The sequence below is a fragment of the Clostridia bacterium genome, from assembly GCA_014360065.1.
In the GTDB taxonomy this organism is placed as follows: Bacteria; Bacillota; DSM-521; order Neomoorellales; family JACIYF01; genus JACIYF01.
Genome location: JACIYF010000069.1, coordinates 1 through 14,286, shown reverse-complemented (window position 1 = coordinate 14,286; position 14,286 = coordinate 1). Strand labels below are relative to the sequence as shown.

The following is a 14,286-nucleotide window of genomic DNA, read 5'->3' as shown; positions in this document are numbered from 1 at the left end:
AAAAGAGAGGGTAGTAGTAGGGGAGCTGGATTGGGAGAGCCTAGAAACCCACGCCGCCGAGGTCAAGCGCTACTTGCCTTTGCCTAGGTTCCCGGGAGTAGAGAGGGACTTGGCGGTGGTGGTGCCGGAAACGGTGCCAGCGGAAGCGGTACAGGAATGTGTGCGGCAAGTGGCGGGCAAGTTTTTGGAGTCGGTGGGCGTCTTCGATGTCTACCGGGGCGCCCAGATCCCTGCCGGTCATAAGAGCTTGGCCTTAGGGATGGTTTACCGCCACCCTGAGCGTACCTTCACCGATGCCGAGGTGGATCAGATCGAGGAAGCCGTTATCAAGGAGCTGGAGGAGCGCCTAGGGGCCAAGCTCCGTAAGGCTGATGGGCTTTAGGGAGGATTTGGCCCAAGATTAGCGAACCATAAGCTAGGCGGTAAAGCTTAAAAAGGGGGCGCAACCAGTGGCGGCAACTGAAAAGGAAAGCCTAAACTCACACCTAGAGCCGGCTCCTGAACCGACCCGGGTGACGGTTACCATCCTCGGAGGGCGTTATCAGCTAAAGGGATCTGATCCCGAGGACTATTTGACCTCATTGGCTCAAAGGTTGGATGAGCGCCTAACCCAGGCGGCCGAAAAATATCCCAACCTGCCGCCTTCGCGGCTGACCATGCTGGTTGCGTTGAACTTATTGGATGAACTAACCAAGCTGCAGCGGGAATACGATGAGTTGGTTCGCCTGATCCGGGATGGTGGCAGTGGGTGAATAACGTCCAGATCGCCTGGTTCCTAGAGGAGATCGCCGACCTTCTGGAAATCAAAGGGGAAAGCCCCTTTAAAGTTCGGGCCTATCGCAAGGGGGCGGTGGCCCTGGAGCATCTGCGGGAGGACGTAGCCACCCTTTACCGGGAGGGGCGGCTCACCCAGGTACCCGGCATCGGCGGCGCCCTGGCCAAAAAGATAGGTGAGCTTTTGGAAACCGGAAAGCTAGCCTATTTGGAAAATCTGAGGCAGGAGATCCCTGAAAGCCTACGGGAAATGCTGGCCATACCTGGGGTTGGGCCCAGAACCATCAAGACCATTTACGACCATTTGCAGATTAAGGACCTGGAAGCTTTGGAGCGGGCTGCTAAGGAGAAGCAGATTCGCCGCCTTCCCGGCCTGGGCAACAAAACTGAGGTTAATATCCTGCGCGGAATTGAACTTTTGCGCGGTTTCCGGGGAAAAGTGTTGCTGGGCATAGGCTTGGCGGCAGCCGAGGACTTGGTGGAGAGCCTAAGAGCGGTGCCGGGGGCGCAGGCCATCGCCACCGGCGGTAGCATCCGCCGGGGGGTAGAGATGGTGGGGGACATCGATTTGGTAGGCGCCGCCCTGCATCCTGGTGAAGTGATCAATACCTTTTGTTCCCACCCCTTGGTAAAGCAAGTCCTAGAGCGGGGGCCGGCCTGGGCCCGGGTGCAGACCTGGGTGGGGCTAGAGGCCGACCTATGGATGGTCCCTAAAGATCAGTTTGTTCCCACTTGGCTTCGAGTTACGGGCTCCAAGCGCCATTACCAGCTTTTAGTCTCTTTGGCCCGGGAGCAAGGGCGAGGTGACCTCATCCGCCGGGGCTCCGAGGGGTTTGAGGAATTCCTGAACCTGGGTTCAGAGTCAGCCATTTATCAGGCCCTGGGCCTCCAGTACATTCCGCCCGAGCTGAGGGAGGCCAAAGGAGAAATCGAGGCCGCTAGCCGGGGCGATTTGCCGCGCTTACTGGAGGAGGGAGATATCTGCGGCGACCTCCACATCCACAGCCATTGGAGCGACGGGATAAGTAGCATTCAGCAGTTGGCTGAGGCGGCCAGGGAGCGGGGTTACCAGTTCATAGCCATAACCGATCATTCTCGTTCGTTGGGAGTGGCAGGGGGTTTGAGCATAGAAAAATGGTACCAGCAAAAGGAGGAGATCCAGCGCTTAAATCAGGAGTTGGACGGTTTTAGGATTCTCCATGGCATCGAGGTGGATATTCTCCGGGACGGTCAGCTGGACTACCCCGATGAAGTGCTGAAGGATGCGGATGTAGTGGTGGCCTCCATCCACAGCGGCTTTCAACAGGATCAGGCTTCTATGACCAAGCGCCTGGAGCAAGCCATGCTAAATCCCCACGTGGACATTATCGCCCACCCCACTGGTCGGATTTTGGGCCGGAGGCGGGCCTACGAGGTGGACATGGAGCGGGTCTTGGAACTGGCCCAAAAGACCAATACCGCCCTGGAAATCAATTCTTCTCCGGACCGGCTGGATCTAAATAGTGAATACGTCCGCGCTGCCAAGGAGCTGGGAATAAAAATTGCCATCAACACCGACGCCCATGACGCGGCCCGCCTAGAAGACATACGCTTTGGGGTGATTACCGGGCGGCGGGGGTGGCTGGAAAAGGATCAAGTGATCAATGCCTGGAACCTATCCGACCTTGAGGTTTGGCTTGATGCCCACAAGCGGAGTTAGGTTGGGCCGGGACTTTTTTGCTCGGGACACGGTGACTGTGGCCCGGGAGCTATTGGGCAAACTGATGATCTATTGCTCGCCGAAAGGCCTGGTGGGCGGAAGGGTGGTGGAGACCGAGGCCTACGTAGGCCCTGAGGACCCGGCCTGCCATTCGGCCCGAGGCCTGACCCCTCGCAATCAAGTGATGTTTGGTCCTGCTGGCTATGCTTACATTTACCAGATCTATGGTATGCACTACTGCTTCAACGTTACCACTGCTAGTGACGACCGGCCAGAAGCTGTATTGCTGCGGGCGCTCGAGCCGCTGATAGGTTTAGACATCATGTTTAAACACCGCCGAGTAAAACAGGAGCGGCTCTTGGCCAGCGGTCCCGGGCGGCTAGTTCAGGCTTTAGGAATAACCAAGGAGCTCAACGGTTCTAGTGTGGTCGAGGGGCCAATTGGCTTCTATGGCGATTCTGGCTATACTGTAAGTGATGACGAGATCGTAGCTGCGCCCCGGATCGGCATTTCTCAAGCGGCCGACTGGTTGTTGCGCTTTTATCTTAGGGGAAACCCCCATGTCTCTAAAAAATGGGCCGGAGCGCCCTAAGTAGCAAATACGGTTAGTCCTGGAGCTAAATAGCTGGCCGGTCGTGGCCAAAGATGAAGTGGCCAAAGCGGCCACCAGCGTAAGTTATGTGCTGGCATTTGGCTACGCAAGGAAGGCGGGAAGGATCATGCGCACCATTATGGTGTTTATCGACGGGTGGGGCCTAGGGGTTGAGGACCCTGAAACTAACCCCTATGTTAGCGCTCGCACCCCGGCTTGGGATGCTCTGGTGGGTGGACACCACCTTTACCGGGATCGCGGGACCATAATTACCGATCGGGCCTTGATGTTGCCCATCGATGCTAGCCTAGGCGTTCCCGGTATACCCCAGAGCGCCACCGGGCAGTGCACCCTTTGGACCGGGGTAAATGCTTCCCGGTACATTGGTCGTCATTTGCGCGGTTTTCCCGACCACTCGCTGCGGCAGCTTTTGGCTACCGAGAGCATATTCCAGAAGCTCTTGCGCTTGGGCAAGCGCCCTACTTACGCCAACGCCTTTCGCCCCTTTGTAGTTGAGGCTCCCAACCTGGAGGAATTTCCTATTTCCGCCTCCACCTACATGACCTTGAGCGCCAAGCTTCCCATGCGGACCCTCAAGGATTTGTTGGCTGGGCAGGCCGTTTTCCAGGACATCACCAACCAGTTCTTGGTGGAACAGAAGTATGACGTGCCCATTTACACCCCCGAACAGTCGGGCACGAATCTAGCGGCCTTAGCCAGGGATTACGATTTTACCTTGTTTGAGTTCTTTCAAACCGATGTGGCTGCCCATGCACAAGATTTGTCCCGAGCCCGGGAGCTTTTGGAGCGACTAGATGCCTTTTGTGGTGCCCTGATCGCCCATACTGATTTGGCAGAGACCCTGATCATAATTACCAGCGACCATGGGAATATTGAGGATTTGAGCGTAAAAGATCACACCTTGAACCCGGTTCCGCTGCTGGCGGTGGGCCGGGACCACCTCACCGCCCGCGGGCGGGTTCAGAGCTTGGTTGAGGTTACGCCTTGGATAATTGAGCGGCTAGTAGAAACTAAAGGGGAGTCGGTGGCTTACGGTTCTTCCTGAGCTTTTGGCCCCGGCTGGGGATTGGGAATCGCTAGAGGCAGCTGTGGCCAATGGCGCCGATGCCGTATACCTTGGAGGCAAGGCCTTCTCGGCGCGCCAGTTGGCGGCCAATTTTGATCTGGAGGAGCTGGCGCGGGCGGTGGCCTTTTGCCACGCCCACCACGTTAAAGTTTACGTCACCGTCAACACCTTGATTCGGGATGAGGAACTGGAAGCAGCCTTAAGTTTTATGTACCAGCTTTATCAGATGGGAGTTGACGCGGTACTGGTACAAGACCTAGGCCTGATCCGCTTGGCTCGCCGCCTTTTGCCTGACCTCCCCCTTCATGCCAGCACCCAAATGACCATTCACAATTTATGGGGGGCGAAGCTAGTCTCCCGCTGGGGCCTGGAGCGGGTGGTGTTGGCCCGGGAGCTTTCCCGGGCAGAGGTAGAGATCATTTGCCGGCAGGCGGGGGTAGAGGTGGAGTGTTTTGCCCACGGGGCGCTCTGCTTTTCTTATTCCGGTCAGTGCTTGTTTAGCTCCTTGGTGGGCGGGCGTAGCGGCAACCGGGGCCGCTGCGCCCAGCCCTGTCGCATGGAATACCGTCTGGTGGACGAAAACGGCCAAGAAGTGGCCAGCCCCGGCCCCCACCTTTTAAGCACTAAGGACTTAAACTTGATCGGCTACCTGCCGGAGCTGGTAGAAGCGGGAGTGCGGGCTTTAAAGATCGAGGGGCGGATGAAGCGAGCCGAATATGTGGCTACCGTCACCCGCATCTACCGGCAAGCCCTGGACCGGCTGGCAACCGGCCCGGACCATTTCATGGTATTACCAGAAGAAAAGCGGGAATTGGCCCAAGCCTTCAATCGCCTGTTTACCAGCGCCTATTGGCGGGAGAATCCGGGGCGGGAGCTTATGAGCTACCAGCGGCCCAACAACCGGGGGACATTTCTAGGGCGGATCGCTGCGGTGGACCAGGCGCGAAGTTTGGCCGAGCTGGTGCTAGCTGATGGCTTGCGGGTGGGGGATGGCATCGAGTTTTGGATCAGCCGGGGTGGCCGGGCCGGAGCTACGGTAAAGGAAATGCTGACCGAGAATGGAAGGGCCATACCGCAGGCCGGCCCGGGGGAAAAGGTCTGGATCTGGGCTCCCCCCGAGGCTAGAAAGGGCGACCGAGTGTTCAAGACCTACGATGTGGCCCTGGCGGAAAGAGCCAGGCACTCAACTGAAAATTTAGAGGAGAGGCGGCCGCGGCTTTGGTTTTCAGTCTACGGATCTCCGGGCCAGCCGCTTTCCCTAGTGGCTGAAGATGAGAGAGGCCACCGGGGTGAGGGCATTACCCGGGTAGTGGCCCAACCGGCCCAAAAGCATCCCCTCACTCAAGAATTTCTAGCCCGCCAGCTGGACCGGCTGGGGGATACCCCCTTCCGGTTGGCTGGGGTCCAGGCTCGCCTGGAGGGGGAGATTATGGTTCCGGTAAGCCAGATTAATCAGGCCCGCCGGCAGGCGGTGGAGGGCGTATTGCGGAGCTACGTCTCGAAGGCCAGGCGCCCGGTGGACCAGGATAAGTTTTTCCAAAACCTGCGTTATCTGTTGGGAGCCTCCCGGTCTCACCCTAACCGCCATGGCCAAGACCAGGCCCAAGCCCAAGCACAGGCCCAAACCCCAACCCAGACTTACCCCGGACTAGCGGTGGTGGTAGGAAGCCTGGCGGCGGCAGAAGCGGCTCTGGCGGCGGGCGCCAACCGGATCTACCTGGGAGGGGAACAGCTGCGGGCTCTTGCCCCCTTTACCCGAGCTCAGCAGAAGCAGGCTATAGCCAAGGGTCGGGACCAGGGGGCGGAAGTGGTGCCCTGTCTGCCGCGGATTTGGCGGGAAACCCAGGCAGAACAGATCCGCGCCTACGTGGTAGAAATGTCTCGGGCTGGGGCTAAGACCTTCATGGTCGGGAACTTGGGAGGCCTGGAGCTGGTGCGCCGGCTCCGGGATCAAGGGGAAATTGATCCCGCCACCAGGATCTGGGCTGACTATTCTCTGAACGTATTCAATGCTCAAGCGCTGGTACTTCTGGCCGAAAATGGAGTTTTGGGCCTAACCTTGTCGGTGGAACTTAATCTGGCCCAGATCCGCTCCCTATTGGACTTGGCTCAGAGATTAGGTTATCTGAGGTCGGGTCACTGGAGCCGGCCGGGAGCAGAACCAAAGGCCGGTCCAGCGGGTTGGGCGGGTCCGAGGACGGAGGCCGGGGTGGAAGTGGAGTTGGTGGTACACGGCCGGTTAACCCTGATGATCTCCGAGCATTGCCCGGTGGGAGCTCTGGTGGGAGGGCGGACCGCCAGTAAGGCTTGTTCCTTGCCTTGCCGGGGCCGACGGTACGGGCTTAAGGATCGCACCGGGTTAGTCTTTCCTCTATATCCGGATAGCGATTGCCGTTTGCACTTACTGAATTCTAAAGAGCTTTGCCTGCTTGGGAGCCTGCCCGAACTCGAGGGGCTGCCGGTAAGCTGGCTCCGGCTAGATGTCAAGCCGGAGGAGCCTGGGTATGTAGCCGAGCGGGTGCGGGTCTACCGCCAGGCCCTGGAGCGGATCCGCCGCCAGGACCCCAGCTACCGCCAATGGGCCCAGAACCGGGAAGCGGCTTGGGAACAAGAATCCATGGGAGGGTTAACTCGAGGCCATTATTTCCGGGGCGTGTTATAATTTTTATGGAGCTTTGAGGTGATGGGATGGACCGACACACCCTGGAAAAGCTAGAACTTGATAAGGTTTTGGTCAGGCTTCAAGCCTGCTGCTATACGGAATTGGGCAAGAAGCTGGCGGCCGGCATTAAGCCTTTCACTGATATTGAAACAGTACGGACCAAGCTGGAGGAGACCAGCGAAGCAGCCAGGCTGGTCCGCTTGCATCCGGTTTTACCCTTCCATGGGATTACCGATATTCACCCACTTTTAGAACGAGTCAAGCTAGGTTCCACCTTAAAGGGCGAGGAGCTAGTGCTGGTAAGGCAGGTAGTTCAGGCGGCCCGCCACCTGAAGGAATTCTTTGCCGGGCTAAAGGAGTCCTATCCGCGCCTAGAAAAGCTTGCTGCCCGGATTGAGACTTTTCAAGCGCTGGAAGTAGAAATTGCTCGGGCCCTGGACCCGGATGGCCGGGTAAAAGATGAGGCTTCGCCCGAGCTGGCCCGATGGCGGCGACGAATTGGTGTCCTAGAGCAACGCATTCACGATTGCCTGGAGGGGCTAATTCATTCCCGGGAAATGCAACCTTACCTGCAGGACCCCATAGTCACCTCCCGAGCTGGACGCTATGTGGTGCCGGTTAAGAGCGAATATCGGTCCCAGGTTCCGGGGCTGGTCCATGACCAATCCGCCAGCGGGGCCACGGTCTTCATCGAGCCCATGGCGGTGGTGGAGCTGAACAATGAGCTGCGGGCGGCCCAGGCAGCGGAGAGGCATGAGGTGGAGGCCATCCTGGGGCAGCTGAGCCGCCAGGTGGGTAAAGCTTCAGAGGCCATAGGGTTTACCCTGGGGCTCCTGGGGCAGCTGGACCTGATCTTGGCCCGGGGCCATTTGAGCCAAAGGATGAATGCCGTGGCGCCGGAATTAAATACCGAGGGAAGGCTGAAGCTGGACCAGGCCCGCCATCCCCTCTTGAGCGGAAAAGTGGTACCCATATCGGTGGAGGTGGGCCGGGATTTTACTTGCCTGATTATTACTGGACCCAATACTGGCGGGAAGACGGTGGCTCTTAAGACGGTGGGCTTGCTTTGCCTGATGGCCCAGTGCGGCCTTCACATTCCAGCCGAGGATACGAGCCAAGTGCCAATTTGGCAGCAAATTCTGGTGGATATTGGCGATGAGCAGAGCATCGAGCAATCGTTGAGCACCTTTTCCTCCCATATGAAGAACATCATCTACATCCTCGAGCAGTCTGATGAAAATACCCTGGTCCTTTTAGACGAGTTGGGAGCCGGGACCGACCCGGCTGAAGGCGCCGCCCTGGGGGCGGCCATCCTGGATGAGCTGAGAAGCCGGCAAACCCGTGTGATAGCCACCACCCATTATGGTGACCTGAAAATCTATGCCTACCAAACTCCCGGGGTGGAAAACGCGGCGGTGGAATTCGATGTCGCTTCCCTGGAGCCTACTTATCAGCTTCGCATTGGTGCTCCTGGGAGCAGCAATGCTCTGGAAATAGCCCAGCGGCTAGGGCTGAGCAGTAGGGTGCTGCAACAAGCGAGGCAGTATCTGGGTCCGGGGCAGGTGGCGGTGAGCGACTTGGTCCAGGACCTTGAGACCAAAAGGTTGCAGGCCGAGCGCGAGCTGAACGAAGCCCGGTCCTTGCGCCGGCAGGCGGAGCAAAGGTTGGCTCAGGTTCAGGCTCAAGAACAAGAGATCAAGGAACGGCGGGAGCAGATCCTCCGTCGGGCCCGGGAGGAGTGGCAGGAGACTATCCGCCAAGCCCGGGAGCGGGTCAACGCCATGCTGGGCGAATTCCGCCAGCTTTTAGATCTTGAGGCGGCCCGGGCCAAAGATCGGGGCCTAGCGGCATTACAGGCCAAGCTTAAGGCCGTGGAGGAGGAAGTTGAAGACAAAATTGCTGGCGACCAGGAAGAAGTACTAGGTCAGCCCTTGGCCGAAGTGCGAGTTGGCTCCCAGGTTTATCTTCCCCGCCTGGGGCTAAAGGGTGTGGTGGTGGACATAAACGGCGATCGTGGCCAGGCCATAGTCCAGGCCGGGGCCATGCGGGTGGCGGCCTCCATGGAAGACCTTTATCCGGCCGCGGGTGAGCCCGGGGTCGAGTCCGGCATTAGGCCTAAGCCAGCGCCAGCTATCGGTGGGGAGGGTAAAACGGAGGGCCTGGGGGCTATTGCCAAAGGCAAGGCGGCCAGCATTGGCTCGCAAATTGACCTCCGGGGCAAGCGGGTAGAAGAGGCTCTGGCCGAGGTAGATAAATACCTGGACGATGCCATCTTGGCCGGATTGGGGCGGGTGGTGCTGATTCACGGCAAGGGTACCGGGGCTCTACGGCAGGCAGTGAGCGAATACCTGGGCCAACACCCGCGGGTTAAAGCTTACCGGCTAGGAGCCCCTAACGAGGGCGGCTTAGGGGTCACCGTGGTTGAGCTTTAGGTGGCTCCGCAAAGGATTCTGGAGCAGAGGGCCAGCCCCTAAGTTGAAGGGAAATGATTTGCGGAGGAGTCCCGATGCTGGGCGCCAATACTTGGGCGTTACTAAGGAACCGGCAGTTCTTGCGCATTTGGATTGGACAGTTCGGGTCCAATTTCGGGGATTGGTTTGCCTCCATAGCTTTAGTGACTTATGTCTACCAAGTTACCCAGAGCAGCACGGCGGTGGCAGGGCTGTTGTTGGCCTATACCCTGCCCACAGTGATTTTTTCCCCTTTGGCCGGGGTGGTGAGCGACCGCTGGAACCGGCGCCGGATCATGATCACCTGCGATCTCATCCGCGTAGCTGCGGTGGCGGTGTTGGTTTGGCACGATAGCTTGCCTTACATTTATACCTTGGCCTTTATCGGGGGAGCAGGCGGGGCTTTCTTCCTACCGGCTCTTAGGGCTAGCATTCCCAACGTCGTGGCCGAGGATCAGCTGGCCGGGGCTAATGGGCTGCTTTCAGCTACCTACAATTTGACTTTGGCCATCGGCCCCTCGTTGGCAGGGGTTTTGGTAGCAGCGGCTGGCTGGAAACTGGCTCTGTGGCTGGATGCAGCTTCTTTCCTATGGTCAGCGCTTTTGCTTTTGGGCTTAAAGCTCCCAGGGCTGGTAGCAGCTGGGGAGAAACCTGAGGAGCCTTGGCTAGAAAACCTTCTTCAGGGATTCCGCTACCTGACTACCGAAAAATCTGCCTTGGTAGTCATCACCAGCCTGTTTATCGTGATCGCCACGGCGGGGAGTTTGGATGCGGTGGAGGTGGTGTTTACCACCAAGGTGTTGAAGGCTGGGCCGGAAGGATATGGGCTCTTGGTCGGCGCTTGGGGCGCGGGGATGTTGATTGGTTCTCTGTTTACGCCGTGGCTGCTCAAGCGCTGGTCCCTAGAGCAGGCATTTTTGAGGGGCTTCCTGCTCAATGCTTTGGGTCTCCTATTTACCGGCATCAGCCCAGTTCTGGCCCTGGCGCTGGGTTGGTATGCCATTGGTGGGTGGGGGAACGGAGTAAGCAACGTGGCGATGAATACCCTGCTCCAAAAACAGACCCCCAACTCCATGCAAGGGAGGATATTTTCCTTTGTGGGCATGAGCACTACCGTGGCCTACATGCTGGCGGTGATGCTAGGGGGCTGGGCAGCGACCTGGATTGCCCCCCGGCTCATGTATGTCATGGCGGCCGGAGGTTGCCTGGCCGGCTGGGCCTGGGGTTACTCTATACTCCATGGGCTTTCTCCGGTGGCGACTTTAAATTTTCTTGCTAATCGCCAACAGCGCCGGGAGGCCGAAGGAGACCCGGAGCTGGACAGGTAGGGTGCAGCGGGAGAATCCATCTTGAGCTGGCGCCCCAGCTGGAAATATATGTTTTTTGGAGGAGGCATACATAGCATGCAACGAATTATTTTGGTCCGCCATGGGGATACGGCTTGGAATCGTGAGCACGTCTTTCGGGGGAGGGTGGAGGTACCCCTCAGCGATGAAGGCCGCGAGCAGGCCCGGCTAGCCGGCTTGGCTTTAAAGGATGCTCCCTTATCTCGCATTTACTGCAGCCCGCGCCAGCGGGCCAAGGAGACAGCCCAGCTCATAGCCCAATTCCATGACCAGGAGGTAATACCCCATGATGCTTTCGATGATATGGATTTCGGCCAGTGGCAGGGCATGCCTCTAGAGCAAGTTAAATCCCAGTATGCCGAGGACTACGCCGCTTGGGAAAGCAAGCCTGAAGCCTTTGTTGCCCCAGGAGGCGAGGGCCTGGACGGGGTGCGCCAGCGCAGCCTGGCTGGCCTCCAGCAGCTAGTGAGCGAGATGCGCGAAGGCGAGACCCTGGCCATCGTCACCCACCGGGTAATCCTCAAAGTCTTAATCTGCGCTATGCTGGGCTTGGACAACAGCCATTTCTGGCACATCCGCCAGGGGACCTGCGCCATCAACATTTTCGATTACGACCGGGCCCGCCGTCTCTTTATTGCCGAGACCATAAACGATACCTGCCATTTGCGGTCGCTTGAGCCAGGATCGCGACTGGACTTCTAGTACCTGCCTGCCAGCAGAGGGTGCCTGCCACCTGACAAAGCTGGTAGCAGGCAGCTCCAGGGCACCGGAGGCGGCGAAAGGGCGGCTGGGTAGGAGCTAGCCGAGCTAGCCCTGCTGGCCTAGGTCTTACCGTTGGAGGGAATTGGCACCGGGACCGGGTCGGAAGCGGCCAGCTCGTCTCCGGAAACTGGATCGTAAGCCTTTACCTGGTAATAGTAGGTCTTCCCTGGCTGCACCTGGTCATCTGTCCACTGCAGCCTAGGAATGGCCTTGGGTTGAGGAAAGACTGGTGCCATAGCCTCCAGGCTTTCTCCCCGGTAAATATTGTAAAGATAGAAATCAGAGGGGCTGCTTTTCCAGTTAAGCTTTACGGAGGTTTTCCCTGTGCGATCGGCTTTAAGATCCAAAGTCACAGCTCCAGGAGGGCCGGTGGTGGAGTCAGAAACCTGGTGATCGGGAAGCGGGCAGTGTTGGGTAGGTTCAGTCCCCTTAGTAAAGGTGCGCTCCTGTACCATCTCGGGCGGGCAACCTCCCGTCTGCCCGGGACCGGGGATATTGGCCAGATACAATTTTCCGCCGTGGCGCGGGTCGGTACAGACTTTCACTTGCACCGTGGAACCAGCTCCGTGCAGCGGACAGGTTTCTTTGGGCGCTTCCAGTACTGCATCCAGAGGCTGGGGTGAACCGGTGAAGGGCACCGGCCGCTTTAAGAATACCTTGGTAATTACGTTGGGGCAATAAGGGGTAGCTAGCTTGCCGCTTTCAGCACAAATCTGCTTTTCCTCCCAGACGTTGGAGATCTGGGTAGGGACAGTCCCCTGAGCGAAGATTTCGCTGCGGATAAATTCCTGAGGAGTCAAGGGGCTAGGCAGAAGTCCGGATTTGGCATCGATGGTGGCGTAAACCAGGCCACCCGGCATGGGGAAGTTGTGGACCGGTACCCCTGCTAGGGCCCGGCTCATTACCGCCTTCCAGATCCGGGCGGGGTGGCCGCCGCCGGCTACGCCTACCAAGTAATGCTCAGGGTCGGTAGGCTCGTATCCCATCCACACTGCCCCCACCAACTCGGGGGTGTAACCCACAAACCAAGCGTCCTTGATGCCGCTTTTGCCGCGGAACTCGGGAGTCTTAGGCAGTTCGGTGGTGCCAGTCTTGCCGGCCACCGGCCGGCTTCCTAGTTGGGCACGGGTACCGGTACCGCTCTGTACCACCGTCCGCAACATGTCGGTGACCAAATAGGCGGTCTGTTCGCTCATGACCGCCCGGCGCTGCGGCTTGGCCTCAGCAATCACGTTGCCATAGCGGTCTTCGATTTTGATCACGGCATGGGGCTCGGTATAGATGCCCTTGTTGGCAAAGGCGGCATAAGCGGCAGCCATGTCCAGGGGTGAGACTCCGGTGGTAATGCCGCCCAAAGCCATGGCCAAATGGCGGTCGCTGTTTTTCAGGGGCAGGCCCAGGTTCCTAGCGAACTGGAACCCCTTATCCACCCCAATGGTATCCAGCATCTTGACTGCAGCTACGTTCACCGACCATTGAATGGCTTCGCGCATGGATATGAGCCCACGGTATTTGCCATCATAGTTGGACGGCCGGTATCCGGGGAAACTGGTAGGCACATCATCGATTACGGTGGCAGGGGCATAGCCTTGCTCAATAGCCGGGGCATAGACGGCCACCGGCTTAATGCTTGACCCGGGCTGGCGGCCGGCCGGCGGGACGGCGAAATTAAACCCGCGCTGCACTTTATTCCCTCGTCCGCCTACTACTCCCCTAACCTCGCCGGTGGCTGGGTCCAGCACCACCATGGCGCTTTGAATCAGGCGGTCTTTCTTGCTGGGGGGAAAGTTGTTGGGGTTGGCATAAACATCTTCCATGGCTTGTTGGACCTTGGGATCCAAGGTGGTATACACTTTGAGGCCGGCCCGGAAAAGCTCAGAAGCATCCATGCCGTTGGCCTCCAGCAGCTTCTCCGCCTGGGAAATGGCAAACTCGCTGAAGTAAGGATATTTATAGCCAGCTGAACTATCTTTGTCCTCAACAAAATTTAGCTTTTCGGCTTTGGCCTGTTGGGCTGCCTCAGGAGAGATGAAGTCGTAGGAAGCCATTAAATCCAAGACCACGTTGCGCCGGGCAATGGCGGCATCCAGGTCTTTGGAAAAGGTGCCAGGGCTTTTCACCAGCCCGGCCAGGAAGGCACATTCGCTCAAGCTTAGGTCCTTCACGTCTTTACCAAAATACGCTTGGGCGGCAGACTGTACCCCGTAGGCGCCGCGGCCGAAGTATGCCCAGTTCATATACTGCTCAAAGATCTGGTCTTTAGTGAGATTCCTTTCCAGCTGGAAGGCTAGAATGGCTTCCTGTATCTTCCTTTCGAAGGTGCGCTGGTGATGGCCAATAAAAGCCATGTTGGCTAGTTGCTGAGTAATGGTGCTGCCGCCTTGCTCGATGCGCCCGCTGCGCAGGTTCACCAGAGCGGCTCGAGCAATACCCACTATACTAATGGCCCCGTGGTTATAAAAATTGTGATCCTCTGCCGCCAGAAATGCTTCCTTAAGGTTCTTGGGTATCTGGTCGAAGGAAACCGGTACCCGGTCCTCAGGGCCGTGGATGTGTTCATAGACGTTGCCGTCCTTATCCAAGAGGAACCCGGTGGCATCGGCTTGCATGGCCTCGAGGTCGAAAGTGGGCATATCACGGACTGCAGCCACTACCAGGCCGGTGCCTAGACCAACTACCACTAGGCATAGTATAATGGCTGCCAGAAGAATGGCTCGCCGGACATTTAGCTTTTTCTTTTTAGATTTTGGAGGCACGGTTACCCTCCCCCTTTTTTTGTGCCTTTAGATCGGTTAGAGTGATTATATCATAGCGCTTGGTGGCCGGGAACGTCCCTGCCCTGAAGTATGCGGCACCAAAATGATAGAATAACCGCCAAAATTTAGGAGTTTGACCTGAGGAGGTACGGGTATTT

At 58.1% G+C, this 14,286-nt stretch carries 10 protein-coding genes; 9 read left to right on the top strand and 1 reads right to left on the bottom strand.

Annotated elements, in window-relative coordinates; all coding sequences use genetic code 11:
- The 9 genes from H5U02_10150 to H5U02_10110 form a co-directional block, all read left to right on the top strand.
- A partial coding sequence (locus H5U02_10150; protein MBC7342785.1) for a phenylalanine--tRNA ligase subunit beta occupies positions 1-382 on the top strand: 382 nt, incomplete at its 5' end.
- 67 nt (positions 383-449) lie between these two features.
- On the top strand, positions 450-752 hold the full coding sequence (locus tag H5U02_10145) for a cell division protein ZapA (protein ID MBC7342784.1): 303 nt from the start codon (positions 450-452) through the stop codon (positions 750-752).
- Complete coding sequence (polX, locus tag H5U02_10140; GenBank protein MBC7342783.1) at positions 749-2,473, top strand: DNA polymerase/3'-5' exonuclease PolX; 1,725 nt, start codon at positions 749-751, stop codon at positions 2,471-2,473. The genes H5U02_10145 and polX overlap by 4 nt, the downstream gene beginning before the upstream one ends.
- A complete protein-coding gene (locus H5U02_10135; protein MBC7342782.1) occupies positions 2,454-3,065 on the top strand; it encodes a DNA-3-methyladenine glycosylase in 612 nt (203 codons plus the stop codon). Before polX ends, H5U02_10135 begins: the two co-directional genes overlap by 20 nt.
- Positions 3,066-3,108: 43 nt before the next feature.
- Positions 3,109-4,131 (top strand): alkaline phosphatase family protein, encoded by a 1,023-nt coding sequence (locus H5U02_10130; protein MBC7342781.1) that lies wholly within the window; start codon positions 3,109-3,111, stop codon positions 4,129-4,131.
- Between the two features lie 43 nt (positions 4,132-4,174).
- Complete coding sequence (locus H5U02_10125) at positions 4,175-6,814, top strand: DUF3656 domain-containing protein (GenBank protein ID MBC7342780.1); 2,640 nt, start codon at positions 4,175-4,177, stop codon at positions 6,812-6,814.
- A gap of 26 nt (positions 6,815-6,840) precedes the next feature.
- On the top strand, positions 6,841-9,246 hold the full coding sequence (locus H5U02_10120; protein ID MBC7342779.1) for an endonuclease MutS2: 2,406 nt from the start codon (positions 6,841-6,843) through the stop codon (positions 9,244-9,246).
- Positions 9,247-9,320: 74 nt separating this feature from the next.
- Positions 9,321-10,592: an MFS transporter gene (locus H5U02_10115; GenBank protein ID MBC7342778.1), complete on the top strand. Its 1,272-nt coding sequence runs from the start codon at positions 9,321-9,323 to the stop codon at positions 10,590-10,592.
- Positions 10,593-10,667: 75 nt separating this feature from the next.
- Positions 10,668-11,312 (top strand): histidine phosphatase family protein, encoded by a 645-nt coding sequence (locus H5U02_10110; GenBank protein MBC7342777.1) that lies wholly within the window; start codon positions 10,668-10,670, stop codon positions 11,310-11,312.
- A gap of 119 nt (positions 11,313-11,431) precedes the next feature.
- Here H5U02_10110 and H5U02_10105 read toward each other — a convergent pair whose 3' ends face one another.
- On the bottom strand, positions 11,432-14,128 hold the full coding sequence (locus H5U02_10105) for a PBP1A family penicillin-binding protein (GenBank protein MBC7342776.1): 2,697 nt from the start codon (positions 14,126-14,128) through the stop codon (positions 11,432-11,434).
- Positions 14,129-14,286 lie beyond the last annotated feature (158 nt).

Excerpts from the sequence above, each read along its gene's own strand:
- H5U02_10135 (MBC7342782.1), top strand. The coding sequence starts at position 2,454 with ATGCCCACAAGCGGAGTTAGGTTGGGCCGGGACTTTTTTGCTCGGGAC.
- H5U02_10115 (MBC7342778.1), top strand. The coding sequence starts at position 9,321 with ATGCTGGGCGCCAATACTTGGGCGTTACTAAGGAACCGGCAGTTCTTG.
- H5U02_10120 (MBC7342779.1), top strand. The coding sequence starts at position 6,841 with ATGGACCGACACACCCTGGAAAAGCTAGAACTTGATAAGGTTTTGGTC.
- H5U02_10110 (MBC7342777.1), top strand. The coding sequence starts at position 10,668 with ATGCAACGAATTATTTTGGTCCGCCATGGGGATACGGCTTGGAATCGT.